23 protein-coding genes are annotated in these 26853 nt (G+C 59.3%); 11 read left to right on the top strand and 12 right to left on the bottom strand.

Annotated features, from left to right (window positions below; translation table 11 throughout):
• Positions 1 to 9 precede the first annotated feature (9 nt).
• From AC3Y64_RS28030 to folE2, 3 genes are read right to left on the bottom strand one after another with little or no spacing between them, the layout of a single operon-like run.
• On the bottom strand, positions 10 to 876 hold the full coding sequence (locus tag AC3Y64_RS28030) for a metal ABC transporter permease (RefSeq protein ID WP_489985948.1): 867 nt from the start codon (positions 874 to 876) through the stop codon (positions 10 to 12).
• A complete protein-coding gene (locus AC3Y64_RS28025; protein ID WP_489985947.1) occupies positions 876 to 1544 on the bottom strand; it encodes a metal ABC transporter ATP-binding protein in 669 nt (222 codons plus the stop codon). Before AC3Y64_RS28025 ends, AC3Y64_RS28030 begins: the two co-directional genes overlap by 1 nt.
• The gene (gene folE2 / locus AC3Y64_RS28020; protein ID WP_489985946.1) at positions 1541 to 2437 is read right to left on the bottom strand and encodes a GTP cyclohydrolase FolE2; all 897 of its coding nucleotides are present in this window, start codon (positions 2435 to 2437) and stop codon (positions 1541 to 1543) included. The genes AC3Y64_RS28025 and folE2 overlap by 4 nt, the downstream gene beginning before the upstream one ends.
• An 84-nt stretch (positions 2438 to 2521) precedes the next feature.
• On the opposite strand from folE2, the gene AC3Y64_RS28015 reads away from it, so the two are divergent.
• Positions 2522 to 3724 (top strand): N-acetylmuramoyl-L-alanine amidase, encoded by a 1203-nt coding sequence (locus AC3Y64_RS28015; RefSeq protein ID WP_489985945.1) that lies wholly within the window; start codon positions 2522 to 2524, stop codon positions 3722 to 3724.
• Here the strand turns inward: AC3Y64_RS28015 and AC3Y64_RS28010 are convergent.
• The gene (locus AC3Y64_RS28010; RefSeq protein WP_489985944.1) at positions 3721 to 4098 is read right to left on the bottom strand and encodes a glutamine synthetase; all 378 of its coding nucleotides are present in this window, start codon (positions 4096 to 4098) and stop codon (positions 3721 to 3723) included. The two genes, AC3Y64_RS28015 and AC3Y64_RS28010, sit on opposite strands and share 4 nt — an antisense overlap.
• Positions 4099 to 4318: 220 nt before the next feature.
• Between AC3Y64_RS28010 and zigA the strand changes: the two genes are divergently transcribed.
• Both zigA and AC3Y64_RS28000 read left to right on the top strand, forming a co-directional pair.
• The gene (zigA, locus tag AC3Y64_RS28005) at positions 4319 to 5524 is read left to right on the top strand and encodes a zinc metallochaperone GTPase ZigA (protein WP_489985943.1); all 1206 of its coding nucleotides are present in this window, start codon (positions 4319 to 4321) and stop codon (positions 5522 to 5524) included.
• Complete coding sequence (locus tag AC3Y64_RS28000) at positions 5524 to 6168, top strand: DUF1826 domain-containing protein (RefSeq protein ID WP_489985942.1); 645 nt, start codon at positions 5524 to 5526, stop codon at positions 6166 to 6168. The genes zigA and AC3Y64_RS28000 overlap by 1 nt, the downstream gene beginning before the upstream one ends.
• Positions 6169 to 6182: 14 nt before the next feature.
• Here the strand turns inward: AC3Y64_RS28000 and AC3Y64_RS27995 are convergent, their stop codons facing one another.
• Positions 6183 to 6539 (bottom strand): NADH:ubiquinone oxidoreductase, encoded by a 357-nt coding sequence (locus tag AC3Y64_RS27995; RefSeq protein WP_489985941.1) that lies wholly within the window; start codon positions 6537 to 6539, stop codon positions 6183 to 6185.
• Positions 6540 to 6568: 29 nt separating this feature from the next.
• Between AC3Y64_RS27995 and AC3Y64_RS27990 the strand changes: the two genes are divergently transcribed.
• Positions 6569 to 7543, top strand: a complete 975-nt coding sequence (locus AC3Y64_RS27990; RefSeq protein ID WP_489985940.1) for a CobW family GTP-binding protein — start codon at positions 6569 to 6571, stop codon at positions 7541 to 7543.
• Between the two features lie 4 nt (positions 7544 to 7547).
• Here the strand turns inward: AC3Y64_RS27990 and AC3Y64_RS27985 are convergent, their stop codons facing one another.
• Positions 7548 to 7961 carry a DUF3301 domain-containing protein gene (locus AC3Y64_RS27985; RefSeq protein ID WP_026000521.1) on the bottom strand — a complete coding sequence of 138 codons (414 nt, stop codon included), beginning with the start codon at positions 7959 to 7961 and terminating at the stop codon, positions 7548 to 7550.
• A gap of 117 nt (positions 7962 to 8078) precedes the next feature.
• Here AC3Y64_RS27985 and pdxY point away from each other — a divergent pair, with 117 nt between their 5' ends.
• Positions 8079 to 8951: a pyridoxal kinase PdxY gene (gene pdxY / locus AC3Y64_RS27980; protein ID WP_489985939.1), complete on the top strand. Its 873-nt coding sequence runs from the start codon at positions 8079 to 8081 to the stop codon at positions 8949 to 8951.
• A 102-nt stretch (positions 8952 to 9053) separates the two neighbouring features.
• Here pdxY and AC3Y64_RS27975 read toward each other — a convergent pair whose 3' ends face one another.
• Positions 9054 to 9536 (bottom strand): acyl-CoA thioesterase, encoded by a 483-nt coding sequence (locus AC3Y64_RS27975; protein WP_041073853.1) that lies wholly within the window; start codon positions 9534 to 9536, stop codon positions 9054 to 9056.
• A 279-nt stretch (positions 9537 to 9815) separates the two neighbouring features.
• Here AC3Y64_RS27975 and AC3Y64_RS27970 point away from each other — a divergent pair, with 279 nt between their 5' ends.
• The gene (locus AC3Y64_RS27970) at positions 9816 to 11579 is read left to right on the top strand and encodes a cation:proton antiporter (RefSeq protein ID WP_489985938.1); all 1764 of its coding nucleotides are present in this window, start codon (positions 9816 to 9818) and stop codon (positions 11577 to 11579) included.
• A 21-nt stretch (positions 11580 to 11600) separates the two neighbouring features.
• Here AC3Y64_RS27970 and AC3Y64_RS27965 read toward each other — a convergent pair whose 3' ends face one another.
• The 3 genes from AC3Y64_RS27965 to uvrD form a co-directional block, all read right to left on the bottom strand.
• Entirely contained in the window at positions 11601 to 12008 is a 408-nt protein-coding gene (locus AC3Y64_RS27965) for an SMI1/KNR4 family protein (protein ID WP_008078852.1), read from the bottom strand.
• A gap of 138 nt (positions 12009 to 12146) precedes the next feature.
• Positions 12147 to 13022: a Tim44 domain-containing protein gene (locus AC3Y64_RS27960; protein ID WP_489985937.1), complete on the bottom strand. Its 876-nt coding sequence runs from the start codon at positions 13020 to 13022 to the stop codon at positions 12147 to 12149.
• 300 nt (positions 13023 to 13322) lie between these two features.
• Positions 13323 to 15506 (bottom strand): DNA helicase II, encoded by a 2184-nt coding sequence (gene uvrD / locus AC3Y64_RS27955; protein ID WP_489985936.1) that lies wholly within the window; start codon positions 15504 to 15506, stop codon positions 13323 to 13325.
• Positions 15507 to 15763: 257 nt separating this feature from the next.
• Here uvrD and AC3Y64_RS27950 point away from each other — a divergent pair, with 257 nt between their 5' ends.
• The 3 genes from AC3Y64_RS27950 to AC3Y64_RS27940 all read left to right on the top strand — a co-directional run bounded on the left by AC3Y64_RS27950 (position 15764) and on the right by AC3Y64_RS27940 (position 20057).
• On the top strand, positions 15764 to 18637 hold the full coding sequence (locus tag AC3Y64_RS27950; protein WP_489985935.1) for a putative bifunctional diguanylate cyclase/phosphodiesterase: 2874 nt from the start codon (positions 15764 to 15766) through the stop codon (positions 18635 to 18637).
• A 127-nt stretch (positions 18638 to 18764) separates the two neighbouring features.
• A complete protein-coding gene (gene hexR / locus AC3Y64_RS27945) occupies positions 18765 to 19631 on the top strand; it encodes a transcriptional regulator HexR (RefSeq protein ID WP_008078846.1) in 867 nt (288 codons plus the stop codon).
• Positions 19632 to 19853: 222 nt separating this feature from the next.
• Positions 19854 to 20057, top strand: coding sequence for a PA3496 family putative envelope integrity protein (locus AC3Y64_RS27940; protein WP_489985934.1), 204 nt, complete (start codon positions 19854 to 19856; stop codon positions 20055 to 20057).
• Here AC3Y64_RS27940 and AC3Y64_RS27935 read toward each other — a convergent pair.
• A complete protein-coding gene (locus tag AC3Y64_RS27935) occupies positions 19999 to 20961 on the bottom strand; it encodes a LysR family transcriptional regulator (protein WP_489985933.1) in 963 nt (320 codons plus the stop codon). The two genes, AC3Y64_RS27940 and AC3Y64_RS27935, sit on opposite strands and share 59 nt — an antisense overlap.
• A 189-nt stretch (positions 20962 to 21150) precedes the next feature.
• Between AC3Y64_RS27935 and AC3Y64_RS27930 the strand changes: the two genes are divergently transcribed.
• Both AC3Y64_RS27930 and oadA read left to right on the top strand, forming a co-directional pair.
• Positions 21151 to 22566: an acetyl-CoA carboxylase biotin carboxylase subunit gene (locus AC3Y64_RS27930; protein ID WP_025112637.1), complete on the top strand. Its 1416-nt coding sequence runs from the start codon at positions 21151 to 21153 to the stop codon at positions 22564 to 22566.
• A gap of 101 nt (positions 22567 to 22667) precedes the next feature.
• Positions 22668 to 24476, top strand: a complete 1809-nt coding sequence (gene oadA / locus AC3Y64_RS27925) for a sodium-extruding oxaloacetate decarboxylase subunit alpha (RefSeq protein ID WP_489985932.1) — start codon at positions 22668 to 22670, stop codon at positions 24474 to 24476.
• Between the two features lie 183 nt (positions 24477 to 24659).
• Here oadA and AC3Y64_RS27920 read toward each other — a convergent pair whose 3' ends face one another.
• Complete coding sequence (locus AC3Y64_RS27920; protein WP_489985931.1) at positions 24660 to 26834, bottom strand: autotransporter outer membrane beta-barrel domain-containing protein; 2175 nt, start codon at positions 26832 to 26834, stop codon at positions 24660 to 24662.
• Between the last annotated feature and the right edge of the window lie 19 nt (positions 26835 to 26853).

The following is a 26853-nucleotide window of genomic DNA, read 5'->3' as shown; positions in this document are numbered from 1 at the left end:
GGAAACACCTCATTGGGATGTGAGCAAAGGCGGGCGGCGTAACAAACCGTGAACCGGCCCGAACACCACCGACAGCAGATAGCCGACGCCGGCGACCAGCACGATGGCTGGGCCGCTGGGCAGCGAGTAGTAGAACGACAGCAACAAGCCGAACCATACCGAGAGGCAACCGATGACCGCGGCGATGCCAATCAGGATTGGCAGGCGGCGGCTCCAGAATCGCGAAGCTGCGGCGGGGAGCATCATCAGGCCGACGACCATCAGCGCGCCGATCGCCTGGAAACCGATCACCAGATTGAGCACCACCAAAGTCAGGAATACGCCGTGGGCAAGTGGGCCGAGTCGGCTGACGGTTCGCAGGAACAGTGGGTCGAGGGTGTCCAGCAGCAGTGGTTTGTAGATCAGCGCCATGGCCATCAGGCTGAATCCCGAGACCCACAACATGCCGGTGAGCGTCGGGCCGTCGACAGCCAATGCCGAGCCGAACAGCAGGTGAAGGAGGTCGAGGCGTTTGCCGGCGATACCGAGAATCAGCACACCACTAGCGAGGGAGATCGGGTAGATCGCGGCAAGGCTAGCGTCTTCGCGCAGACCGGTGCGGCGGGTAATCCAGGCAGCAAGACCGGCCATGCTCAATCCGGCTCCGAGACCGCCGAGTGTCAGTGCGGGAAGACTCAGGCCAGCGAACCAGAATCCCAATGCGGCGCCCGGGAGGATGCCGTGGGCGACGGCGTCACCGATCAGGCTCATCCGTCGCAGGATCAAAAACACCCCCAAAGGCGCGGTGCTGCAGGCCAACACCACACCACCCAGCAGGGCACGGCGCATGAACACAAATTCGTTGAACGGCTGCCACAAGTGGGTGACGGCGAGCATCAGGCCACCTGCGTGTGAGGGGTTTGCTGGATCAGTTCAACGCTGGCGCCGTACACGCATTCGCGGTTTTTAATCAGCAAGGTTTGCGGGATGTGATGGCGTACGGCGGCGAGGTCATGGCAAACGATTACAAGTGTTCGGCCTTCGTTGTGCCAGGCGTGAATGTGTTGCCAGAGCAGTTGCTGGCCAAGTTCATCGAGGGCGGCATGGGGTTCGTCGAGGAGCAGAACCGCGGCGTCGGTCAGACTCAAGCGGGCGAGCATGGCGCGTTGTAATTCGCCGCCGGACAAGGCCATGAGCGGGCGGTGCTCGAGTCCGCTCAGGTGCCAGTTTTCCAGAGCGTCTTTCAGGCGTTGCGCACGCAGTTGGGTTGAGAGTCGACGTCCCCAGAACCCGGCGGCGATCAACTCTCCGAGACTGATGGGGAACTGGCGGTCGAGGTGCTGTTGCTGGGGGAGGAATGACAATCCGCTTTGGCGTGGAACACTCAGACTGACTCTGCCTGCCAGAGGTTTTTGCAGCCCTGCAATGACTTTCAAAAGGCTGCTCTTGCCGCAGCCGTTGGCGCCGATGATGGCCGTCATGCTTCCGCTTTCTAATTCCAGATCTAGCGGCGTGGTCAGTGGTTGGCCGGGCGCGCCCCAGCTCAGCGATTGGCAGCGAATCATGCTTGCTCACGCTGCCAGTGGCTTTCAGCGACGGCGTCATGGGCGTGCAGGCTTTCGGCGTGGATCACGCGTAGGTGGAATTGATTAATGCCGGGCGTTCTGCGAAGTGCGAGATTCAACCGGCGTGCAGCGTCTTCGCAGAACATCAGATTCTGCCCGTTGGCGAGGGCGAAGGCTTGCTCATCCGCACGTTTTACGGCGGTTTGAACGGCAGTGCCGAGGGCCGCTTCCGCGTCATTAATGATTACGCTCAGGGGTAATTCATCAACGAACTCGTCGAGGTGTAGATGCAGCTGAGCGGTGCTGCGTTGGCTGTGAGGAGTGGCCAGGATGCCTTGGGTCGAGCCAAGCCAAGCGAGAACATCTGCATGCATAAGGGCTTTGTTTGCGAAGTCGTCGACGAATTGTTGCTGGATCAACTGTCGCGCCAAGGCAGCGGAACATGGACAAGTAGAGGAATAGGGCACTTCAATTTTGAGTTCCACGTGGAACATTTTGTTTTTCAGGCTGGCTGAAATGGTCGCGGGATAGGATTTCCAACCCGCCAATGGACTGATCAACGCAGGTCTTTTCAGCAGAAGATCGGTGTGGATATTCAGGTAGGCACAGTTGGATAAACCGTCGTGGCTATCCAGAAAATGTTCGAGTACTTGGTGCAGTAGAGTAGGGGAAAGGCTCTGCTGTTCGAGCGCGCCCAAGGCCAGATAAAGTCGCGACATGTGAATGCCGCGCGCCTCGCCGTCATCAAGACTTACCCCCGCATCCGCTTTGGCGGTCAAACGTTGGCCTTCCAACAAAACAGGCAATGCAATGCCATGCATGCCCACCCATTCAAGTGGGAGGGCTTGGCGAGCGGACTGCGCGGCGATATCCGGGAGTGTCAGCGAATTCATGTTCGGGGCGATCGTGTTAATTGATTTGAATGTTACATTATAACAATTCAAACCACGATGCCTTTTTCATGAAGAGGTTTTCATATGCACAGACGTCATCTGCTCAATCTGATTCTCGCCAGCGCGGCTTTTGCTCTTCCCTTCAGTGCTTCCTCCACGCAAATCCGCAGCGCACGACTTTGGCGCTCAGATGAAAAGTTGCGATTGGTGTTCGATTTGAGTGGGCCGGTACGCTACAAAACCTTCACCCTCAGCGCTCCAGAGCGGCTGATCATTGATGTGTCCGGTGCCAATCTGAGCAGTAATTTCAGTCAATTGGCACTGAGTGGCACGGTGATTCGGTCGATTCGATCCGGGCCCTTCGGTCCGGGAGACACGCGAATTGTTCTCGATCTGAGCAATCCGGTGCTGCTGAACAGCTTCCTTTTGGCGCCGCAGGATGGCCAAAGTCATCGGTTGGTTCTGGATTTAGTCAGTGCGAAAACGTCGCCAGTAACCTCAATGGTTCCACGTGAAACACCCAGGATCGGCGCTCATCCCAAGCGCGACATCATCGTGGTCATCGATCCGGGGCACGGCGGAAAGGATCCAGGTGCAGTAGGTGCGAAGGGTGAGCGCGAAAAAGATGTGGTGCTTTCCATTGCTCAGCTACTCGCCAAACGCTTGAAAAAGGAGAAAGGATTCGACGTAAAACTGGTGCGCAATGACGACTTTTTCGTGCCTTTGCGCAAGCGTGTGGCGATTGCCCGTCAGCATAAAGCGGACATGTTCATCTCGGTGCATGCCGATGCGGCGCCACGGCTGACGGCTTCGGGAGCCTCGGTGTATTGCCTGTCTGAAAGTGGTGCTACCTCGGCGACGGCGCGCTTTATGGCGCAGCGAGAAAACGGCGCGGATCTGCTCGGCGCTACCAGTCTTCTCAATCTCAAGGATAAGGATCCGATGCTCGCCGGGGTGATTCTCGATATGTCGATGAACGCGACAATCGCTGCGAGTTTGCAGCTGGGCAACACAGTGCTCGGCAGTCTGGCTGGCATTACCACTCTGCACCAGAAACGCGTGGAACAAGCTGGATTTGCAGTGCTGAAGTCGCCAGATGTGCCGTCGATTCTGGTGGAAACTGGCTTCATTTCCAACGCACGCGACAGTCAGCGACTGGTCACCGCGCGACATCAACAAGCCGTGGCCAATGGTCTGTTCGAAGGGTTGCAGCGCTATTTCGAAAAAAATCCACCGATCGACAGTTATCTGGCTTGGCTCCAGGAACAACAGAAAGCGCGTGTCTAGCAGCCGGTCATGCGGCTACAAGTGAACTTTGCGCTGCTGCCGCCCGAGCTCGAAAAGCGGTTGATGGTCGTCCAACCGACGCGTCGGGTATAGCCAACCCACGCTTCACCGTCCGAAGCGATGCCCGTAAAGAACGTCAGTTGACCGAAACGGCTGTTGGTTTGCGCCCAGTAGCGTTGGCCGTTCTTTTCAAATCCGCGCAAGTAAAGGGTGCTGCCGATGGTATTGACGCTGTAGGTGTTGCCATCGGCATCGGCGCACGCGAGCAGGTTGGCGCTGCGCGTGCAGGTTGCGAGTGCCGGAAGTTGTGCCATGGCATCGCCGAACATCAACATGCCGAGGCCCAACAGGGAGCATTTCAGCGCAGTTTTCATCACGATTTCCGGGTTGGAGTTGGCTCAGCTTCCTGCGGTTTATCGCTCGGAACAAGAGAAGGGCTGGTTTATTAATGTTGTTATACTATAACATAAATCCGAACCAAGCCTGAGCGGGCCGATTCTTAGCGTTTTTCCTTCAGCGAACCCTCGTCAGAAGCGCATAAACGTCAGGCGCTAGCAAAAGCGCCGATCGGCCGCTTTTAACGAGGATTATCCAATGTCAGCCGAATTGCCCGTCACCGTACTTTCAGGATTTTTGGGCGCCGGAAAAAGTACACTTTTGAATTACGTACTACGTAACCGCAAAGGCCTCCGTGTAGCGGTAATCGTCAATGATATGAGTGAGATCAACATCGATGGCAGCGAAGTTCAGCGTGATGTCAGCCTGAACCGTGCAGAAGAAAAAATCGTCGAGATGAGCAACGGCTGTATCTGTTGTACGTTACGCGAAGACTTGCTCGAAGAAGTCAGCAAACTCGCCCGTGAGGGTCGATTCGACTATTTGCTGATCGAATCCACCGGGATTTCCGAACCGCTGCCCGTCGCGGAAACCTTCACCTTCCGCGATGAAAACGGTCAAAGCCTCTCCGACATCGCCCGTCTCGACACCATGGTCACAGTCGTCGACGGCATGAATTTCCTGCCTGGCTACCAGGCCGCAGAGAGCCTCGCTTCCCGTGGCGAGATTCTTGGCGAGGAAGATGAACGTTCGATCACCGACCTATTGATCGAACAAATCGAGTTCGCCGACGTGCTGTTGATCAGCAAAATCGACCTTATCAGCCAGTCCGAACGGGAAGAGTTGGTCGCCATCCTCAAACGCCTCAATGCCCAAGCCGAAATCATTCCGATGGTGATGGGCGAGGTGCCGCTGGAGAAGATCCTCAACACCGGACGTTTCGACTTCGACAAAGCCGCCCAGGCACCGGGCTGGCTGCAAGAGTTACGCGGTGAGCACGTGTCGGAAACCGACGAGTACGGCATCGCTTCCACGGCCTACCGCGCGCGCCGCCCCTTTCACCCGCAACGCTTCTTCAGCTTCATTGATCGTCCATGGCGGAATGGAAAATTGCTGCGCTCCAAAGGTTTTTTCTGGCTGGCGAGCAAGCCCACAGACGCTGGCAGCTGGTCGCAGGCCGGCGGGTTGATGCGCCATGGTTTCGCCGGGCGCTGGTGGCGTTTCGTGGCGAAGAACCAGTGGCCGCAGGATCAGGAAAGCACCGCCGCGATCATGGAAAACTGGACGCCCAGCGTAGGAGATTGCCGTCAGGAATTGGTTTTCATCGGTCAGAACATCGATTTCCTACAGCTTTCTGCCGAACTTGATACCTGTCTGCTGACCGATGAGGAAATGGCCCTCGGTGTCGAGGGTTGGCGATCGCTGCCGGATCCATTTGGCCCTTGGCACGAAGAGGCTGCCTGATGCTCGCACTCAAACTGCAGCAAAACCGCACGCGTCATCAGCATCAAGGCCCTACGCCGAAAGCGCTGACGCGAATTCTCGACGACGACACCAACCTTGCCGTTTGGCAGCGGCAACTTCCGTTGCACATCAGTGATTTCGCCCAATTGCTTCTGTCGCTCAACGAGCCGTTGGCGGAATCGTTGTGCCTGGAGTTGCCGAACGAAGATGCGGAGCCCGATCTCACCGGCCTGGCTTCAGGCTTCCGTGACCTCGAGGGTTACGAAGGCTTTGTCGCCGACCTGAAATGGCTGGTCAGCGCCTTCGCCTGTTTGCTGGGCGCCAAGCGGATCGGCCTGCGCCTGCGGGTTCTGGATAAAGCCATGTGCCCGCTTTTCCACGTCGATCACGTGCCGGTACGGCTGATCACCACCTACGCCGGAGTCGGCAGCCAATGGCTCAGGGAAGGCGCAATGGACAGGACGCAACTGGGACAGGCCAATGCCGAGCCGCAAGCAAAAATCCAGCAACTCAACAGCGGTGACGTCGCCCTACTGAAAGGCGAGAAATGGCACGGCAATGAGGGTTTCGGCCTGATTCACCGCTCGCCACAACCGGCTGCTGGCGAGCGTCGATTGATACTCACCCTCGACTGGCTCGGCTAGCGCCCCAAGATGCCTCAAGGCTTGAGCCACGAACCCTGACTCTGGCCCTCGCAATACGGTTTCAAATACGCCGTGTCGGTGGCCACGCCGTAATAGTGGATGTCCTGGCGATAAGGCATATTGGCGACTTGCGCGTTGCTGCAAACGCCAAACGCACCGCTGGGGCACTCATCGACGTATTGCACCTCGACTTTCTGCCCGGCCAGGGTTGGCTGGCAGAAGCCGTCGTTGAACAGTTTCTGCGGAATATTGCGGTTCTGCTGACAGACTTTGACGTCGAGCCGCTCGCCCTGGCTGTGCACCACGCAAGCCTGGGCCCACACTTCGCTCGACAGCAGCGTCAACAGCAACGACCATCCCAACCCACGCATCTTTGAATCTCCCAAGAAAGCTCTCGGCCATGTTGCAGAACATTCCCACCCATGTCATTGCTGGCCCTTTGGGCGCTGGCAAGACCAGTCTGATTCGCCAGCTCATGGCGCAGCGGCCAGCGGGCGAGCGCTGGGCGGTGCTGATCAACGAATTCGGCCAGATTGGCCTCGACGCCGCGCTGTTGACCAGCGATGCGGATGGTATCGCACTGGGCGAAGTGGCCGGGGGCTGCCTGTGTTGCGTCAATGGCGCGCCGTTTCAGATCGGCCTCGGGCGTTTGTTGCGCAAGGCGAGACCTGATCGGCTGTTCATCGAACCGTCAGGGCTGGGGCATCCGGCGCAGTTGCTCAAGCAGTTGAATGAGGCGCCGTGGCTGGGTGTGTTGGCGGTTCAGCCGTGTGTGCTGGTGCTGGATGCTCAGGTGCTTCAGGCGGGGAAAGCGTTGCCGGTAGCGCAACATGAAGCCTTGGAAACCGCTGGCTTGCTACTGTTGAACAAGGCCGAAAACCTTGATGATGCAGCCCGGGCGAAAATCGCCGGCCAGTTGCCGCCAGTGCCGTTGATCTGGACGCAGCAAGCGCAAATGCCCTTGAGCGAACTGCCGGGACTGGCCGCAAAAGCGCTCAGCGCTGTGGATAACTTGGCTGTGCCCAAGGGATTAGGACAATTGCCCGCGGTCTGGAGCGATCCGACGTTGCCAATCTGTCTGAGTCAGGCGCAGGAGGGCGGTTGGAGTATCGGTTGGCGTTGGCATTCGGGGCAGATATTCAACACGCAGCGCATTGCTGACTGGCTCGCCAGCCTCAATTGGCAGCGGGCGAAACTGGTTATCCACTGCGCGCAGGGCTGGGTGTCTGCGAATGCTTTGGATAACGCCGAGCTGATTTGGCAGGTAAGTGAGTGGCGAAGGGATTCGCGGATCGAGCTGATCTTCGGCGAGGCGCAAAACATCGATGAGCTGCAGCGGGGTTTGTCGGGGTGTCGGGAGGTTGCGATCTTTTGATCTTTCAAGGCTTCCACTTCGTGTGTTCCTGCCGCCACTGACTCAGCTCAATGACTTCGGCGCGCGGCTTGTGCACTTCAACCACTGGCGGCGTATCGTCAAACGGGGCCGGGTAGGGCGCCAGTTCGATCTGCGCACTGTGCGCGCCAAACTGGGTGATGGTGCCGTTATGCCGGGTTTCGCCGGTCACAGTGAATTCGAAGTTGTACACCCGCGCCAGTCGCCGGCGGCCGTTGGCGTCTTTGATGAAACCGATCTTCTTCAGTGCAACGTTGCCGTCGAGCAACTCGACCCGCACGTTCAGACAATGCTGTTTGACCCGCTCCAGCGCCCGCTCGCGCAGGCCGTGGTTGTGCCATAGCCACGCGCCGGCAGCGGCGAACAGTATCAGCACAAAGATGTTTTCGAGGGTCAGCATCAACATCAAACTCCAAAAGATAGCGTCAGCTTAACTGCGTCGCCGGTCTGTCGTACAGGCTGCGTTTCGTCGCATACTGCGCGGCTTGAATTTCAATCGTTTTACGGAATGACCCGAATGAAACGTACGCCTCATCTGCTCGCCATTCAGTCCCACGTCGTGTTCGGCCACGCCGGCAACAGCGCGGCGGTTTTTCCGATGCAGCGGGTCGGGGTCAATGTCTGGCCGCTTAACACTGTGCAGTTTTCCAACCACACCCAGTATGGCCAGTGGGCAGGCGAAGTGCTGGCGCCGCAGCAGATTCCTGAACTGGTCGAAGGCATTGCGGCGATTGGCGAGCTGGGCAACTGCGATGCGGTGCTGTCCGGTTATCTCGGCAGCGCGGCGCAGGGCCGGGCAATTCTCAGTGGTGTCGAGCGCATCAAGTCGGCCAACCCAAAGGCTTTGTATCTGTGTGATCCGGTGATGGGCCACCCGGAGAAGGGCTGCAGCGTCCCGACCGAGGTCAGCGATTTCCTGCTGGAAGAAGCGGCTGCAGTGGCCGACATCATGTGCCCGAACCAGTTGGAGCTGGACAGCTTCTCCGGGCGCAAGCCGCAGTCGCTGTTCGATTGCCTGGCGATGGCGCGGGCATTACTGGCGCGCGGGCCGAAAGCCGTGCTGGTCAAACATCTGGATTATCCGGGCAAACCGGCCGATGGCTTCGAGATGTTGCTGGTGACAGCCGACGGTAGCTGGCATCTGCGCCGTCCGTTGCTGGCGTTTCCGCGTCAGCCAGTGGGTGTGGGCGATCTGACGTCCGGCCTGTTCTTGGCGCGGGTGCTATTGGGCGACAGCCTGGTGGCGGCCTTCGAATTCACGGCGGCGGCGGTGCATGAAGTGCTGCTGGAGACTCAGGCGTGCGCCAGTTATGAGCTGCAGCTGGTGCGGGCACAGGATCGGATTGCGCATCCGCGGGTGAAGTTCGAGGCGACGTCGATCAGTCTGTAATCGCGTTATCGTTCAAAAAAGATCGCAGCCTGCGGCAGCTCCTACATGGGAATATCAAACCCTGTAGGAGCTGCCGCAGGCTGCGATCTTTTGCTTTTGATCTCAGGCGTCGCCCTTGATCTCCTGATAGCGCTTCTCCAGCTCCTGGCGAATCTGCCGGCGCTGCTGCGCCTGCATATAACGGCGTTTGTCTTCGCTGTTCTGCGGTTGCAGCGGCGGCACTGGGGCCGGTTTGCGCTGGTCATCCACCGCGACCATGGTGAAGAAGCAGCTGTTGGTGTGGCGCACCGAGCGTTCGCGGATGTTTTCGGTCACCACTTTGATGCCGACTTCCATCGAGGTGTTGCCGGTGTAGTTGACCGAGGCGAGGAAAGTCACCAGTTCGCCGACATGAATCGGCTCGCGGAAAATCACCTGATCCACCGACAGGGTCACCACGTAGCGGCCGGCATAACGGCTTGCGCAGGCGTAAGCCACTTCGTCGAGGTATTTGAGCAGGGTGCCGCCGTGGACATTGCCAGAGAAGTTGGCCATGTCGGGGGTCATCAGTACCGTCATCGACAGCTGGGCGTTTCCGGGTTCCATAACGTTCTCACGGATCAAGGCTGATTTCTGGAGGCACCTCTGCGGGTGCCTGGTCGCTTTTCAAAAGCACCGTTATCGGGACGCCGGGCGACTGGCCGCCGTCACGCTGGGATCGATCTGTTTCCATATATTGCACCGCCTTTCAGGCGGAAGTCGCGGTGTTAACCTGCAAAAGCCCTCGCCAAGGGCAATTCCCACACGAAAAGCGGATTTTTACTTCGCTCGCTCAGACTTTTCAGACGTCTGCTCGCGAGCCTCGTCATTCAAGGAGCCCACGCCATGCATGCCATCAGTTTTATTCAGGACCTGGCAGTGATCATGTTGGTCGCAGGTGTGGTGACCGTGTTGTTCCACCGTTTCAAGCAACCGGTGGTGCTGGGATACATTGTTGCCGGCTTCATCATCGGCCCGCACACGCCACCGTTCGGCCTGATTCACGACGAAGAAACCATCAAGACCCTCGCCGAGCTTGGAGTGATTTTCCTGATGTTCTGCCTCGGGCTGGAGTTCAGCCTGCGCAAGCTGTTCAAGGTCGGCGCGACAGCGTTTATCGCGGCGTTCCTCGAGATCGTCCTGATGATCTGGATCGGTTACGAAATCGGCCGCTGGTTCGACTGGAACACCATGGACTCGCTGTTCCTCGGCGCGATTCTGGCGATCTCCTCGACCACCATTATCGTCAAGGCGCTCAATGACCTGAAGATGAAGAACGAGCGCTTTGCGCAGTTGATCTTCGGCGTGCTGATCGTCGAAGACATCCTCGGCATCGGCATCATCGCGCTGCTATCGAGCATCGCCGTCAGCGGCACTGTCAGCTCAGGCGAAGTGTTTTCCACGGTCGGCAAACTCTCGCTGTTCATGATCGTCGCGCTGGTCATCGGCATTCTGCTGGTGCCGCGTCTACTGGCTTACGTCGCCAAATTCGAAAGCAACGAGATGCTGTTGATCACCGTGCTGGGCCTGTGTTTCGGCTTCTGCCTGCTGGTGGTCAAGCTTGAATACAGCATGGTGCTCGGCGCGTTCCTGATCGGCGCAATCATGGCCGAGTCGCGGCAACTGCTAAAGATCGAACGGCTGATCGAGCCGGTTCGCGACCTGTTCAGCGCGATTTTCTTCGTCGCCATCGGCCTGATGCTCGACCCGCTGATCCTTCTCGAATACGCGTGGCCGATCGCGGTGATCACCGTCGCCGTGGTACTCGGCAAGATGTTGTCCTGCGGCCTCGGGGCGTTTATCGCCGGTAATGACGGACGCACCTCACTGCGCGTGGGGATGGGGCTGTCACAGATTGGCGAATTTTCCTTCATCATCGCCGCGCTGGGCATGACCTTGCAGGTCACCAGTAACTTCCTTTATCCGGTCGCCGTGGCCGTGTCGGTGATTACCACGCTGCTGACGCCCTATCTGATTCGTGCGGCAGACCCGCTGTCGATCAAATTGTCTGCGGCGGTGCCCAAGCCTCTCGGTCGCGTGCTGGGCATGTATGGCGAATGGCTGCGCAGCATTCAGCCGCAAGGCGAGGGTGCGATGCTGGCGTCGATCATCCGCAAGATCCTGTTGCAGGTCGGCGTCAATCTGGCGTTGGTGATTGCGATCTTCTTTGCTGGCGCGTATTTCGCCGAGCGCATCTCGATGTGGCTGCAGGACTGGATCAGCGATCCGAGTTGGCAGAAGGCGTTGATCTGGGGCGGGGCGCTGCTGGTGTCGTTGCCGTTCTTGATCGCGGCCTATCGCAAGCTCAAGGCGCTGTCGATGCTGCTGGCAGAGATGGGCGTGAAGCCGGAAATGGCCGGGCGGCACACGCAGCGAGTGCGCCGGGTGATCTCCGAGGTGATCCCGATTCTCTCGCTGCTGGTGATTTTCCTGCTGTTGGCAGCCTTGTCGGCCAGTATTCTTCCGACCAACAAGTTGCTGGTGCTGATCGCCGTGGTCGCTGCCGCCGTAGCGGCGCTGCTTTGGCGCTGGTTCATCCGCGTGCACACGCGGATGCAGGTGGCGCTGCTGGAAACCCTCGACAACCACAAGGAGTCGTCGGGGCATTGACCTGCCGGGGCGTGTGGCCGATCAGCTTTCCAGCCAGACGTCCCGCGCCCAGTGCCACACCGATTCCCAGGATTCTTCGGTGATCAGCTCTTCTTCGCCGGACCACAGCACCACGGTGCCGTCTTCTTCGACGCAGTAGTAGTTTTCACCGTCCTGGCAGATCGGGATCAGGTCACGCGGCACGCCGATGTCCCAGGCATTGGCCGCAACATCCGGCAGATAGGTGTGCGATTGCGGGTCGGTGACGGTCACCGGCTCCAGGCTGCCGTACACCACGTCGCTGACGGTCAGCAAAAATTCTTTGAAGACGAACGGGATGTTGATGAAGAGTTCTTCTTCGACTTCCACCAATTGGTCTTCGTCAGGCAATTCCAAAGGAACCGGTACGGGTTCGTTGGCTTCACGCAGTTGTTCGATGATTTCTTCCACGTCCGGGATCCTCTTGCTTGAATGGCGCGGTTTATATGGGCCGGTTTATACAGTAGCTCGCTATAGATGCAACCGCGAAATAGAAAACCCCAGCCGAGGCTGGGGTTTTTATTACAGCAAGTGAAACGTGCGAAGGGATCAGCCGTTCTGGCGGATACCGGCGACCAGCCAAGGCTGGTTCTCGCCCTGCGGACGTTCCATGTTCCAGCTTTCGCTGAACACTTCGCCCTGGTCGAAACGCGAAGACTTCGACACACCGTTGAAGGTCAGGGTGGCGATGGTCTTGTCGGCACGGTCATCCACGCCATCCAGTTGAACCTGGAGGTTATCGATGTAGGTCGACTGGAATGCGTCGCCCAGATCCGCACGTTCACGCTTGAGGAACTCAAGCATTTGCGGGGTCACGAACTCGGCGATCTTGTCCATTTCGTTGGCATCCCAGTGCTGCTGCAGCGACTGGAAGTGACTGCGTGCAGCTTCAAGGAAGCTCTGCTCGTTGAACCAGGCTGGCGCGTTGATCACCGGACGAGCGGCAGCAGGTGCAGCCGAACCACCGAAGATCGAACCCATGGCAGCAGGCTTCTGCTCGAACACTTCACGCTGCATCGGCGCGCCGGCCGGAGCGAACTGCTCCTGCTGCTTGCGTCGACGTGCGGCGATGAAGCGGAAGATCACGAACGCGATCACGGCCATGATCAGGATGTCGAAGATCTGCATGCCCTGGAAGCCGCCGCCCATGAACATGGACGCGAGCAGGCCACCGGCGGCGATACCGGCCAGAGGGCCGAGCCATTTCGAAGCACCGCCGGCCTTGGCCGCAGCGCCTGCGGCACCGGCAGCACCCGCGGTTGCAGCAGCACCGCCCACGCCTGGAGAAGAAGGAGCCATCTGGCTGGTCTGGTGCGACGGCGCAGCGCCGGCGCTTTTGCCGCCACCAAAGCGCTTGGCATTGGCGTCGAGGCTCATCGTCAGGCCGATGCACAACGCCATGGCGATGCTAAGAAAACGTTTCATAAAGGGAATTCCCGTTTTGTGGAGACACGCGCGCCATGTTGCACAGCTGAAGTGTTACTGGCTAGCGAGAGAGTGTTTCGGGCTTTTGCCTGACAGGTTGCGTTCAGCTTCGCGAGGCAATCAGCGGATGTACTTTTGGCTGTAGGAAAAGGGGATTGGTTCAGAGAGATTCGTAGCTCAGAGCCACGAACCCTGTAGGAGTGAGCCTGCTCGCGATGACGGAGTGTCAGTCAACAAATCTAGTGAATGACCAACCGATATCGCGAGCAGGCTCACTCCTACAGAAAAGCAAGACAGGCTTTAAATAGCTTCCAGCTTGGCGTAACCCAGCATCAACCACTTGCTGCCTTCGCTGAAATTCACCTGCACCCGTGCCTGCGCGCCGGCGCCCTCGAAGTTGAGGATCACGCCGTCGCCAAAGATCGAATGGCGAACCGTCTGACCGAGGCTGAAACCCGTTTCCGGAATTTCGCTGCCGCTGAACAGGTTGCTGCCGCTCATCGACTGGTTGCCGCCAAATGGTCGGCTGACGCTGTTCGACAAACGCACTTCCTGAATCAGACCTTTCGGCACCTCGCGTACGAAACGCGAAACCTTGTTGTAGGTTTCGCTGCCGTACAGGCGTCGGGTTTCCGCATAGGTCATCACCAGATTCTGCATCGCCCGGGTGATGCCGACGTAGGCCAGGCGCCGTTCTTCCTCAAGACGCCCCGGTTCTTCCAGGCTCATCTTGTGCGGGAACAGGCCTTCTTCCATGCCCACGAGGAACACGTAGGGGAATTCCAGGCCTTTGGCGCTGTGCAGGGTCATCAGCTGAATGCTGTCTTCGTGCTCGTCGGCCTGAGTGTCACCAGCCTCCAGCGAAGCGTGGCCGAGGAACGCCGCCAGTGGCGTCAGTTCTTCGTCTTCTTCGGTGTTCTCGAAGTTGCGTGCGGCGCTGACCAGTTCCTCAAGGTTTTCTACCCGGGCCTGGCCTTTCTCGCCTTTTTCCGCTTCGTGGTAGGCAATGAGGCCGGACTGCTCGATGACGGTTTGCGTCATCAGGTACAACGGCATTTCCATGCACTTGGCGGCGAGGTTCTCGATCAGCTCGATGAACGCGCCCAGCGCACCGGCAGCGCGACCGGTCAGGCCTTTGTTGGCGACCAGTTGGCGCATCGCTTCCCACATCGACACATCGCTGTGGCGTGCGTGCTCGCGGATCGCCTCGACGGTTTTCTCACCGATGCCACGAGCTGGCACGTTGATCACCCGCTCCAGCGCCGCGTCATTGCCGCGACCTTCGAGCAAGCGCAGGTAGGCCATGGCGTTCTTGATTTCCGCACGTTCGAAGAAGCGCTGGCCACCATAGATGCGGTACGGAATGCGCTCACGCAGCAGGGCTTCTTCCAAAACCCGCGATTGGGCGTTGGAGCGGTAAAGAATCGCGATATCGCTGCGCGCCAAGCCGGTTTTCAGCGCGCTTTCGATGGTTTCGACAACGTAGCGTGCTTCGTCGTGTTCGTTGAACGCGGCGTACAGATTAATCGCTTCGCCGTCGCCGCCATCGGTCCACAGCTCTTTGCCGAGGCGCCCGGTGTTGTTGGCGATCAGGGCGTTGGCAGCCTTGAGGATGCCGGCGGTGGAGCGGTAGTTCTGCTCCAGACGAATGGTCACCGAGTCGGCGAAGTCGGAGGAGTACTGATGAATGTTTTCGATCTTCGCGCCGCGCCAGCCGTAAATCGACTGGTCGTCGTCGCCGACCACCATCAGGCTGTCGCCGCCCTTGCCGAGCAGGCGCAACCAGGCGTACTGCACAGCGTTGGTGTCCTGGAACTCGTCCACCAGAATATGGCGGAAGCGCTTTTGATAATGCGCCAGCAGGCCCGGATGGTCGCGCCACAAGTCGAGGGCGCGCAGCAGCAGTTCGGAGAAATCGATCACGCCGGCTCGCAGACACGCGGCCTCGTAGGCTTCGTAGATGCCGCGCATGGTTGCCAGATACAGATCGCCGCTGGCCTGAATATGTTGCGGACGCAGACCTTCGTCTTTCTGCCCGTTGATAAACCACTGCGCCTGACGCGCCGGCCAGCGCTGCTCATCGAGACCCAGCTCGCGGATCACCCGCTTGACCAGCCGTTGCTGGTCGTCGCTGTCGAGAATCTGGAAGGTCTGGCTCAGGCCCGCTTCCTGCCAGTGCGCCCGCAGCAAGCGGTGCGCCAGGCCGTGGAAGGTGCCGACCCACATGCCGGCCGGGTTGATACCCAGCAACTGCTCGATGCGGTGACGCATCTCGGCAGCGGCCTTGTTGGTGAAGGTCACCGACAGGATGGAGTGGGGCGAGGCGTTTTCGACCTGGATCAACCAGGCGATACGGTGCACCAGCACTCGGGTTTTACCGGAGCCAGCACCGGCCAGGACCAACTGACGGCCAACGGGGGCTGCTACGGCCTGGCGTTGGGCATCGTTGAGGGAGTTCAGCAGAAGGGAGAGATCATCGCGCATCGGGGCATTCTAGGGTGCGCCGCAGGCCCGGGCAAACCGAGCTTTGCATTAGCCGATGAAAGTGCTGCCGATGACGACCGGTCGGTCACTGGCTACAGGCATCGGCCCGCCGCGCTCCAAGGGTTTCGCAGGTGGCAAAGGGCGGAAAAGTTTCGCTGAAATTATGATCAGGAGCAGTTTGGCAACGGGATCGGCTTGTGTATGCTCCGTCCACGTTTCGGGCGCACGCCCTCCTTATAAGAACAAGAACGTTGCCCATGACCCTCAGCGCCGAACTGTCGGGCCCCTCTGTGGAACCCCGGGTTATCCGCAAGCACTACACCACCGAAATGGCGGTCGAGCGCACGCGCCTGCTGTATCAGGGTTCTTTACTGCCCACCCTGTTCATGTTGATCAACGGTCTGGTCTGCGCCGGTCTGCTCTGGAGCCCGCAGCGTTACTTCGTGGTCAGCATCTGGCTGGTGTGGCTATTGTCGCTGGTGGCGTTACGGGTGATTCAGGTGGCGGCATTCGACTCCGCCATCCCAGACCGGCAGGCCCACCCCATCTGGTTCCGCATGTTTCTGCTCGGCTCGACCATGACCGGCCTGACCCTGGCCGGCGCCGGCATCGCGCTAGTGCCCGCCGATAATTTCATGCAGCAAGCCTGGGTGTTCGGCCTGATCGGCGCCGCGACCCTGTCGGCCAGCGTCGCCTATGCGGTGAGCTTGCCGGCATTTCTGTCGTTTACCTTGCCGTGTCTGTTGCCGGCGATCGGCTATCTGTTCTGGGGCGGTGACGAGCAGGCGCGCGGTTGGGGCTGGCTCGGCTTGATCCTGCTCGGCTCGCTGAGCGTGGTCGCGTGGCAGGTCAATCGGCTGATCGATCGCGGCTTGCTGCGACGTTTCCAGAATCAGCACCTGATCGAACACTTGCGGCAGACCCAGTCACGCAGCGAGCAGCTCAATCAGGAACTGGCCAAGGAAATCGAACACCGGCGCTGTGCCGAGGGCAAATTGCGTCAAGCCCAGGTCGAACTCGAAGACCGCGTCGCCCAGCGCAGCCGAGAACTGGACGCGGCCAATCAGGCCCTGAGCAAAAGCGAAGCGCGGCTGGCGCTGGCATTGAAGGCCAGTGAGTTGGGGTTGTGGGACTGGAACCTGCAAACCGACGAAGTCCACCACACGCAGATTCAGGAACTGTTCGGCCTCGCCCCGGAATACGTCACGGCGATCCTGCGTGACCTCAAACCACGGCTGCATCCCGACGACGTGCCGTCGCTGAAATACGCGTTGATCGAGCATTTGAAGGGGCGCACCGAGGACTACCAGATCGAATACCGCGTGCGCCACGGCGATGGCCATTGGGTCTGGATCGAGGATCGGGGCCGCGCGGTAGAGCGCAGCGACAGCGGGCGTGTGATCCGCATGGTCGGTACTCGCCGTGACATCAGTGCCAGCAAAAGCCTCGAAGAACAGCAACGACTGGCGGCGACGGTGTTTGAAGCGGCCAGCGAAGGCATTGTGATTCTCGACCCGGACTATGCGCTGATCGCGATCAATCAGGCGTTCAGCCGTGTCACCGGTTACGACATCGACGACATGCTCGGGCGCAACGTCGTTGAACTGCCTTGCAGCCGTGATGCCCGCCGTCATTACGTGGCGATCCGCCACGCGCTGGAGCAGCACGGCAGTTGGCAGGGCGAACTGGTAGAGACGCGCAAGAATGGCGAGCTGTATCCGCAGTGGCTGCAATTGAATGCGGTGCGCGATAGTCGGGGAAATGTCAGTCATATCGTCGGCTTCTTCGCTGATCTCTCGGCGCGGCGCGAGTCCGAAGAGCGCATGCGTTATCTGACGCATTACGACGAGCTCACCGGGCTGGCCAACCGCTCGCTGTTCCGCGAGCGTCTGCACGAAGCGCATCAACGGGTGCGGCAGGGCGGGCGACGCAGTCTGGCGCTGCTGCACATCAATCTCGATCGGTTCAAATTGCTCAACGACAGCCTCGGGCATGAAGTCGCGGATCAATTGCTACAGAAAATGGCGCGCCGGTTGGTTAACGCTTTACCGGAGGCCGACACCATTGCGCGGTTGTCCGGCGATGAGTTTGCGGTGCTGTTCGATGCCTATGGCAACTTGTCGAGCTTGGCCCGTGTTGCCACGCGGCTGTCGAGCAAACTGCGTTTGCCGCTCACCGTGGAAGGGCATGAATTGGTGGTCAGCGCCTCTATGGGCATCAGCATGCTGCCGGATAACGCCCGGGAAATTTCCGCATTGGTCAGTCAATCGAACATGGCCATGCAACATGCCAAGCACCTCGGCGGCAACAACTTCCAGTTCTACACCGAGAGTCTGCAGGCCAGCACCCTTGAGCGCTTGCAGCTGGAAAACCAGTTGCGCAAAGCCATCGAGGAAAAACAGCTGAAGGTGTTCTATCAGCCCAAGCTGTGCCTGGAATCGGGGCGTTTGAATGCGGCGGAAGCCCTGGTGCGCTGGGATCATCCGACCATGGGCCGGGTGCCGCCGGGCGACTTTATCGGCCTGGCCGAAGAGACCGGGTTGATCGGGCCAATCGGCGAATTCGTCCTGCGTCAGGCGTGTTGGCAGGCGTGCGAATGGCAGCGTCAGGGGCTGGAGCCGATCCGCGTTTCGGTGAATCTCTCAGTGCATCAGCTGCGTCAGGGCAAACTGGTCAGTCTGGTGCGCCAAGTGCTGGAGGAAACCGGACTGGCGCCGCACTACCTTGAGCTGGAACTGACCGAAAGCCAGTTGCTCGACAGCGTCGAACACATCATCGCGACATTCCAGCAGTTGCGTGATCTGGGGGTGAAACTGGCCATCGACGATTTCGGCACCGGCTATTCGTCGCTGAGTTATCTCAAGCGCATTCCGGTGGATTACGTGAAGATCGATCAGGCGTTCATTCGCGGATTGGGCGAGGGCAGCGAGGATGCAGCAATTACCCGCGCGATCATCGCCATGGCTCACGGCTTGTCGCTGAAGGTGGTGGCTGAAGGGGTTGAGCGTGAGGATCAGCTGGAATTTTTACGCGTCGAGCGTTGCGATGAAGTGCAAGGCTATCTGATCAGCCGTCCGGTGGAGGCTGCCACGCTGGCCGGGCTTTTGCGCGAACAGGAAAAACCGTTTTAAGGGCTACATGCAGCTCATCGCGCCTGATATGGGGACATGGAGTTACGCATTGAGCAGGCAAAAAGCCAATTCATGTAGTATAACTACAAGCGTGCTACATCCTTGCCCATAAGAAGAGTCCAGCCCCTTGAATCTGCTGCAACACATCGCCCAGTCACGTCACCTGTTACGCAAGTCGGAGCTCAAGGTCGCCGACCACGTGCTGCTTGACCCTGCGGCCGTGATGCACAGTTCCATGGCCGACCTGGCCCACAGCGTCGGCATCAGCGAGCCGACCATCGTGCGCTTCTGTCGCGCCATCGGTTGCTCCGGTTTTCAGGATCTCAAACTCAAACTGGCGCAAAGCCTGGCCGCCGGTGCCAGCTTCGGTCAGTTCGCGATCCATGAAGACGACTCGGTTGCCGATTACAGCCTGAAGATTTTCGACACCACGTTGCACACGTTGATGGAGGTTCGCGAGAAGCTCGATCCGATTGAGTTGCAGCGCGCGGTGACGTTGATGTCGCAGGCACAACGGGTCGAGTTCTATGGCTTCGGTGCCTCGGGTGCGGTCGCGGCCGATGCCCAACACAAATTCTTCCGTTTGCTGCTGACTGCAGCGGCGTATTCCGATCCGCACATGCAGGCGATGTCGGCGGTGACGTTGAAACCGACCGATGTGGCGATTTGTATTTCGCAATCCGGGCGTTCCAAGGATTTGCTGATCACCGCCAACCTTGTTCGAGAGAGCGGTGCGTCGCTGATCACCCTGTGTCCGAGCCAGACGCCGTTGGCTGAATTGTCGACCGTGAATCTGGCGATCGATGTGCATGAAGACACCGAAATCTATACGCCGCTGACTTCGCGTATCGCGCATCTGGTGGTGATTGATGTGTTGGCGATGGGCGTGGCCATGGCGCGTGGGCCGAGCCTGGTCAATCACCTCAAGAGCGTGAAGCGCAGTCTGCGTAGCTTGCGCCTGTCGCCGAAAGCTGCCAAAGCGCTGGATGATTGAAGCAAGGTCGTTCCGACCTTAATCGCGGACAAGCCCGCTCCCACAGTAGTAGGTAGTGTTCACAAATTCTGTGTTCGACAGAAAACCCTGTGGGAGCGGGCTTGCCCGCGATGGCGTCCTCACAAACACCGCAAGTTTCATCACACTGTCATCCTCGCGCAGCCAAACCGTCATCCCCCACGCCTATCGTGAAACTCCCGTCATCGCCTTGGGAGACTCGAAATGGCTCAGCCCTACGAAGAACGCAACAGCGCAGCGAAAACCCGCCGTCAGCAAGAAGACCAGCGCCGCATGGAGTTTCGCCGCGCTATCGAAGATCGCTTCGAACTTCGCCAGCTTCAAGCCGAGATCGGCGACTTTCCCGACATCACTCATTGGCAGGCAGCACCCGCAGCTTCCCGTCGAAACGCTCAACTAGCGCGCTGATCTGCACGCGCTCACTGCGGATAAACGCCAGGAAGGCGTGGGCCACCGGTGACAGGCGTTTGGCTTTGGCTTGCACCAGGCACCAGCTACGGAACAGCGGCAACTCCTCGACCGGAAGCTCGACGAGCCCACCGGTCGCCAGCTCCAGGTTCAGGGCATGGCGTGTCAACAGCGCCAAGCCCAGACCCGCTTGCACGCATTCGCGCTGCGCTTCGGCCGAGGCGACTTCCTGGGTCTGAGTGAAGTGCACGCGTTTCTCTTTGAAATACTCTTCGCAAGCCAGTCGCGTACCCGACCCGGGTTCGCGGATCAGCAGCGTGTAGGGTTCAAGATCCTGCAAGCGCAGCGGGCCCATGTGCGCCAAAGGGTGATCCGGGCGTGCCACGGCAACAATCGGATTGTTGAGGAACGGCAGGAATTCCAGGCCCATGTCCTGCGGCACCATCGACATGATCACTAGATCATCGCGGTTGTCGGAAAGCCGGCGGATCACTTGGCCACGGTTGACCACGGTCAGTTGCAGATTCACTTCCGGATGCTGACGTTTGAACGCGGCGAACAGGTGCGGGACGAAATATTTGGCGCTGGATTCCACCGCCAGTTTCAGCTGACCCTGCAGCGAACCTTGCATGTCCGAGAGCTGCATATCGAGGTTTTCCAGGCGTCCGAAAATGTCCCGACTGGCGCGCTGAAGTGCTTCAGCGGCTTCGGTCATGTAGAGTTTTTTGCCGACGTAATCGAATAATGGCTGGCCGATCAGCTCTTCGAGCTGACGAATCTGTAGGCTGACGGCCGGTTGTGTCAGCGACATTTCTTCGGCTGCACGGCTGTAAGAGCGTAAATCACACACTTCGTTGAAAATCTGCAATTGACGCAATGTCATACGCATCAAGGACTTACGCATTTTTATCGGCTCTGACGGCGGGCTTGTCGTTTAACTATAAGTGTTTGCTTATGGCTGACCCAATTTTTATTCATTTTTGTTAATCCCTCATGAGCGCTAGTGTGGACCTGCGACTAAATTGAAACATTTGGTCACGCGTCGACCTGGGTCTAGCAGGTCGTGGTGCCACCGGCTCAAGGGAACCTCCAAGTGATAACAAAGATCCTGATCGCCAACCGTGGTGAGATTGCCGTACGAATCGTGCGAGCCTGCGCCGAAATGGGCATTCGCTCGGTTGCGATTTTTTCCGACGCCGACCGTCATGCCTTGCATGTGAAGCGTGCGGACGAGGCCCACAGCATCGGTGCCGAGCCACTGGCCGGTTACCTGAACCCGCGCAAGCTGGTGAACCTGGCGGTTGAAACCGGCTGTGATGCACTGCACCCCGGTTACGGTTTCCTCTCGGAAAACGCCGAACTGGCAGACATCTGCGCCGAACGCGGAATCAAATTCATCGGCCCGTCGGCAGAAGTCATTCGCCGCATGGGCGACAAGACCGAAGCGCGCCGCAGCATGATCAAGGCCGGTGTGCCGGTCACGCCGGGCACCGAAGGCAACGTCGCCGATATCGAAGAAGCCTTGGCCGAGGGCGACCGCATTGGTTACCCGGTCATGCTCAAAGCCACCTCCGGTGGTGGCGGGCGCGGCATCCGTCGCTGCAACAGCCGCGAAGAACTCGAACAGAATTTCCCTCGGGTGATTTCCGAAGCCACCAAGGCGTTCGGTTCTGCCGAAGTGTTCCTGGAAAAATGCATCGTCAATCCCAAGCACATCGAAGCGCAGATCCTCGGCGACAGCTTCGGCAACGTCGTGCACCTGTTCGAGCGTGACTGCTCGATCCAGCGTCGCAACCAGAAGCTCATCGAAATCGCCCCGAGCCCGCAACTGACCCCGGAACAGCGTGCCTACATCGGCGACCTGTCGGTGCGTGCGGCGAAGGCTGTCGGTTACGAGAACGCCGGCACCGTGGAGTTCCTGCTCGCCGAGGGCGAGGTGTACTTCATGGAGATGAACACCCGGGTGCAGGTGGAACACACCATCACCGAAGAAATCACCGGGATCGACATCGTCCGCGAACAGATTCGCATCGCCTCCGGCCTGCCGCTGTCGGTGAAACAGGAAGACATTCAGCACCGTGGTTTCGCGTTGCAGTTCCGCATCAACGCCGAAGACCCGAAGAACAACTTTCTGCCGAGTTTCGGCAAGATCACCCGTTATTACGCCCCCGGTGGCCCGGGCGTGCGCACCGACACGGCGATCTACACCGGCTACACCATTCCGCCGTTCTACGACTCGATGTGCCTGAAACTGGTGGTCTGGGCGCTGACCTGGGAAGAGGCGATGGACCGTGGCCTGCGCGCGTTGGACGACATGCGTCTGCAGGGTGTGAAGACCACCGCCGCGTACTACCAGGAAATCCTGCGCAACCCGGAATTCCGTAGCGGCCAGTTCAATACCAGCTTCGTTGAAAGCCATCCTGAACTGACCAACTACTCGATCAAGCGCAAACCCGAAGAGCTGGCCCTGGCCATCGCCGCCGCCATCGCCGCCCACGCAGGCCTATGAATGAAACAGCTGCGAGCTTTTAGCTGCAAGCGGCAAGTAAAAGCAGATTGGCTTTTTCTTGCAGCTCGTAGCTTGAAGCTTGCCGCTATGAGGAGATACCAATGACTAAGAAGATCTTCGTAACTGACACCATCCTGCGCGACGCTCACCAATCGCTGCTCGCCACCCGCATGCGCACCGAAGACATGCTGCCGATCTGCGACAAGCTCGACAAAGTCGGCTACTGGTCGCTGGAATGCTGGGGCGGCGCGACGTTCGACGCCTGCGTACGCTTTCTGAAAGAAGACCCGTGGGAGCGTCTGCGCCAACTGCGTGCAGCGCTGCCTAACACGCGTCTGCAAATGCTTCTGCGTGGGCAGAACCTGCTCGGCTATCGCCACTACAGCGATGACGTGGTCAAAGCCTTCGTTGCCAAAGCTGCCGTCAATGGTATTGACGTGTTCCGCATCTTCGACGCGATGAACGACGTGCGTAACCTGCGTGTGGCCATCGAAGCGGTGAAGGCTGCCGGCAAACATGCCCAAGGCACCATCGCTTACACCACCAGCCCGGTGCACACCATCGATGCGTTCGTGGCGCAAGCCAAACAGATGGAGGCCATGGGTTGCGACTCGGTGGCGATCAAGGACATGGCCGGTCTGCTGACTCCGTACGCGACCGGTGAACTGGTTCGTGCACTGAAAGCCGAGCAGTCGTTGCCGGTGTTCATCCACTCCCACGACACGGCTGGTCTGGCGACCATGTGCCAGCTCAAGGCCATCGAGAACGGCGCCGACCACATCGACACCGCGATCTCCAGCTTCGCGTCGGGCACCAGTCACCCAGGCACAGAGTCGATGGTCGCGGCGCTCAAGGGCACCGAGTTCGACACCGGCCTGAACCTCGAACTGCTGCAAGAGATCGGCCTGTACTTCTACGCCGTGCGCAAGAAGTACCACCAGTTCGAAAGCGAATTCACCGCCGTCGATACGCGTGTACAAGTCAACCAGGTGCCGGGCGGGATGATCTCCAACCTCGCCAACCAGCTGAAAGAGCAGGGCGCCTTGAACCGCATGGCCGAAGTGCTCGCGGAAATCCCTCGTGTGCGTGAAGACCTCGGCTTCCCGCCGCTGGTGACCCCGACGTCGCAGATCGTCGGCACCCAGGCGTTCTTCAACGTGCTGGCCGGCGAGCGTTACAAGACCATCACCAACGAAGTGAAGCTGTATCTGCAAGGCGGCTACGGCAAGGCGCCGGGCGTGGTGAATGAAAAACTGCGTCGTCAGGCCATCGGCAGCGAAGAAGTCATCGACGTGCGTCCGGCCGATCTGCTCAAGCCGGAAATGACCAAGCTGCGCGCGGACATCGGCGCACTGGCCGAGTCGGAAGAAGATGTACTGACCTTCGCCATGTTCCCGGACATCGGCCGCAAGTTCCTCGAAGAGCGTGCCGCCGGCACCCTGACGCCGGAAGTGCTGCTGCCGATCCCAGAGGCTGGCAGCGTTGCGTCGGCGGGTGGCGAAGGCGTGCCAACCGAGTTCGTCATCGACGTCCACGGTGAAACCTACCGCGTCGACATCACGGGTGTCGGCGTCAAGGCTGAAGGCAAGCGTCACTTCTACCTGTCCATCGACGGCATGCCGGAAGAAGTGGTGTTCGAGCCACTCAACGAATTCGTCGGCGGTGGCAGCAGCAAGCGCAAGCAAGCGTCGGCACCGGGCCACGTCAGCACCACCATGCCGGGCAACATCGTTGATGTGCTGGTCAAGGAAGGCGACACCGTCAAGGCCGGTCAGGCTGTGCTGATCACCGAAGCGATGAAGATGGAAACCGAAGTCCAGGCTGCGATTGCCGGCAAGGTCACCGCGATTCATGTGGCCAAGGGTGATCGAGTCAATCCGGGCGAAATTCTGATCGAGATCGAAGGCTGAGATAACGGCCGCGATCCAACGCTTTAAACCTCGGGGGGGCATGTGCTCCCCTTTTTTTTGCCTGGATTTTTGCCCTATGGGAGCTGCCACAGGCTGCGATCTCTTGATCTGGGTTTTTATTAATCCAGAACAACATCAAAAGATCGCAGCCTTCGGCAGCCCCTACAGTGAGCGTTGTGTCAGTTAGAACGCCATGCGCCATTGACCCATCACGCCGTGGGTGCGGCTCTCGGTGCCGAATTCGCCGGTAAGGCCTACGCCGAGGGTGTGGTTGGCCGATAAGCCCAGATCCAGGCCAGCGTCTACGGCCAGACTGTTTCGATCCAGTTCCGCACCCGTCACCGCGAAGCGTTTCCCACCCTTGACCAGTTGCTGACTGGTGTCGCCATCGAGTTCGCCGTACAGGTGTTTCCAGCCAGCGCTGAATCGCGGTGTCAGGCTCATGCCGTTGTTCAAGTGGCCGGTTTTCGCCGCGCGAAAGCCCAGCGTGGTGCTGAGGTTGTCACGGGTTTGCCCGAAGACTTTCAGCGCCGCATCGCCGCCTTTCTCCGTGTAGCTGTCGCGCTGATAACGTTGATAGCCAAGGCTTGCGAACGGTTCGAGCGTGACATTGTTGCGACCGAGGTTGAAGCCCAGTTCGGCGAAGGCCTGCTGGGTATTGGCGTCGTAGCTACCTTTGAGGCGATCACTGAAGCTGTTGAAGGCGACGCGACGTTTGCCGCTGCCGTCGTGACTGGCGTAAGTGGCACCGAGGCGCAAGGCGAGCGGCCCGTCCTGACGTACGGCGTAGGCGCCGAGGTGCCAGCTGTCGAGATCGCCGTCGTATTGACGAGCGTCGAGGCTGGTCTGGGATTTACCGCCCAGCAAGCCGACATGCCATTGCTCGTTCAAGCGCCAGTCGGCGCCCATGACCAGACCTTGGGTGGCGTGTTTCAACGTGCTGTCGAAATCACGATCAACCTTGCCGCCATGACCGAGTCCCTGAACCCACACTCGTCCGGAATCTGCACCGCCAGCGGCGCGGCGAGGCGAGTTGCCGGCGCCATGGCCTGCACCCGAACGATTATCCAGTTGGCGCATGGCCGACAACATGCTCGCGCTTACCGGTGTGACGCTGCTCAACGTAGCTTTGGCGAGGTTGGCGTTGCTGCCGGCGGCGAGTTGGTCGAGGGCGATCGGGGCTGTGCTCTTGTCGCTGGCGAGCAGTGCTGCGACAGCGGCGTTCGCGGGTTTCTGCGGTTGAGGAGTGGGCGCTCTCGCGGCGTTGCTGGCGTTGGCGGCGACCGCTTTTTCCGGTTTCGCGATTGTTGCTTCCGGTGTGGGTTTTGATACGGGTGCTGAAGGGCTGGCAAGTGGATCAATAATGCTTTGCGCAATCTCGCGCGCGTTATCGTTCGTGGCGACGTCCTCCAGTCCTACCTCGTTGCGCGTATAGGTCAGTCCGACCTGTTGTTCTTCGTAATGCAACTCGGGGGTCATGAAGGCGAGTTTGTTTTCTACAGTGCCAAATTCCCCCACGACCTTTTCTGCGGTCAGTAGCGTGTGTCGACTGCTTTGCGGATATTCGCCAGCGGTCACCAGGGTCAGCGTCGAATCGCCCAGTTGCGCAGTTCCCTTGACGACAATTGTCGGACTCTTGCCGCCAGCATCGAGCGCGTAGGCCAGCACAGCCGTTCGAGACAGGCTGAGGTCGCCGTTCACCACAGGTGCGCCGTAGACCTGATCGACCGAAAGCCTTCCGTGAACCGTCAAATCTCCCACCGCGCCCTGACCGGCGAAATGTCCGTTCTCGTGCACGGTGACGTTGCCGCCGATCAATCCCATGTTGGTGAGGTCGCCGCCGGCAAACACAATGGCATCACCGCCGATTGCGTTCTTGTTGATCAAGATTCCTTGGGTCAACGCGTGCCCCTGAATGTGTCCCTCATTGGTCAGGGACGCTTTCGCCCGAACCAGCACGCCTAATTCGAAATCGCGATCGCCGCTGCGTGTCCATTCGCCTTGCTTGACCTCCAGCCCGGAAAAATTCTGCGTTGCCCGCAGTGTTCCTTTCTTCGCCGCGTCGAGTTGAATAACGTTGGTGCCGCCCGCGCCATCCAGTCCTTCAGCGAGGCTTCCCCGGCCCGACACAATGACCAGGTCGTTTCCATCACCGAGTTGAAGGGCCATGTCTTTGGTTTTTGCGGGAGTCTTTATAGTGTCGGGATCGTCGACGAAATTACTCAGCATCACGACCACCCCTTCGGCGGAAGGCGCCGGATCAGAAGCTTGCTGGGCGAAAGCGAGCGGAGCGCAACTGAATGTCAGCGCAATCGCTAGCGCGAGTTTTTTGGGTGGGTATTTGTGTTGATCAGACATTTAGCAGGGCCTCTGTTGG

This window comes from Pseudomonas sp. 4CAES_32.4 (genome assembly GCF_058136335.1).
The sequence above is the reverse complement of the archived record's forward strand: the minus strand, read 5'-3'. Positions and strand labels throughout refer to the sequence as shown.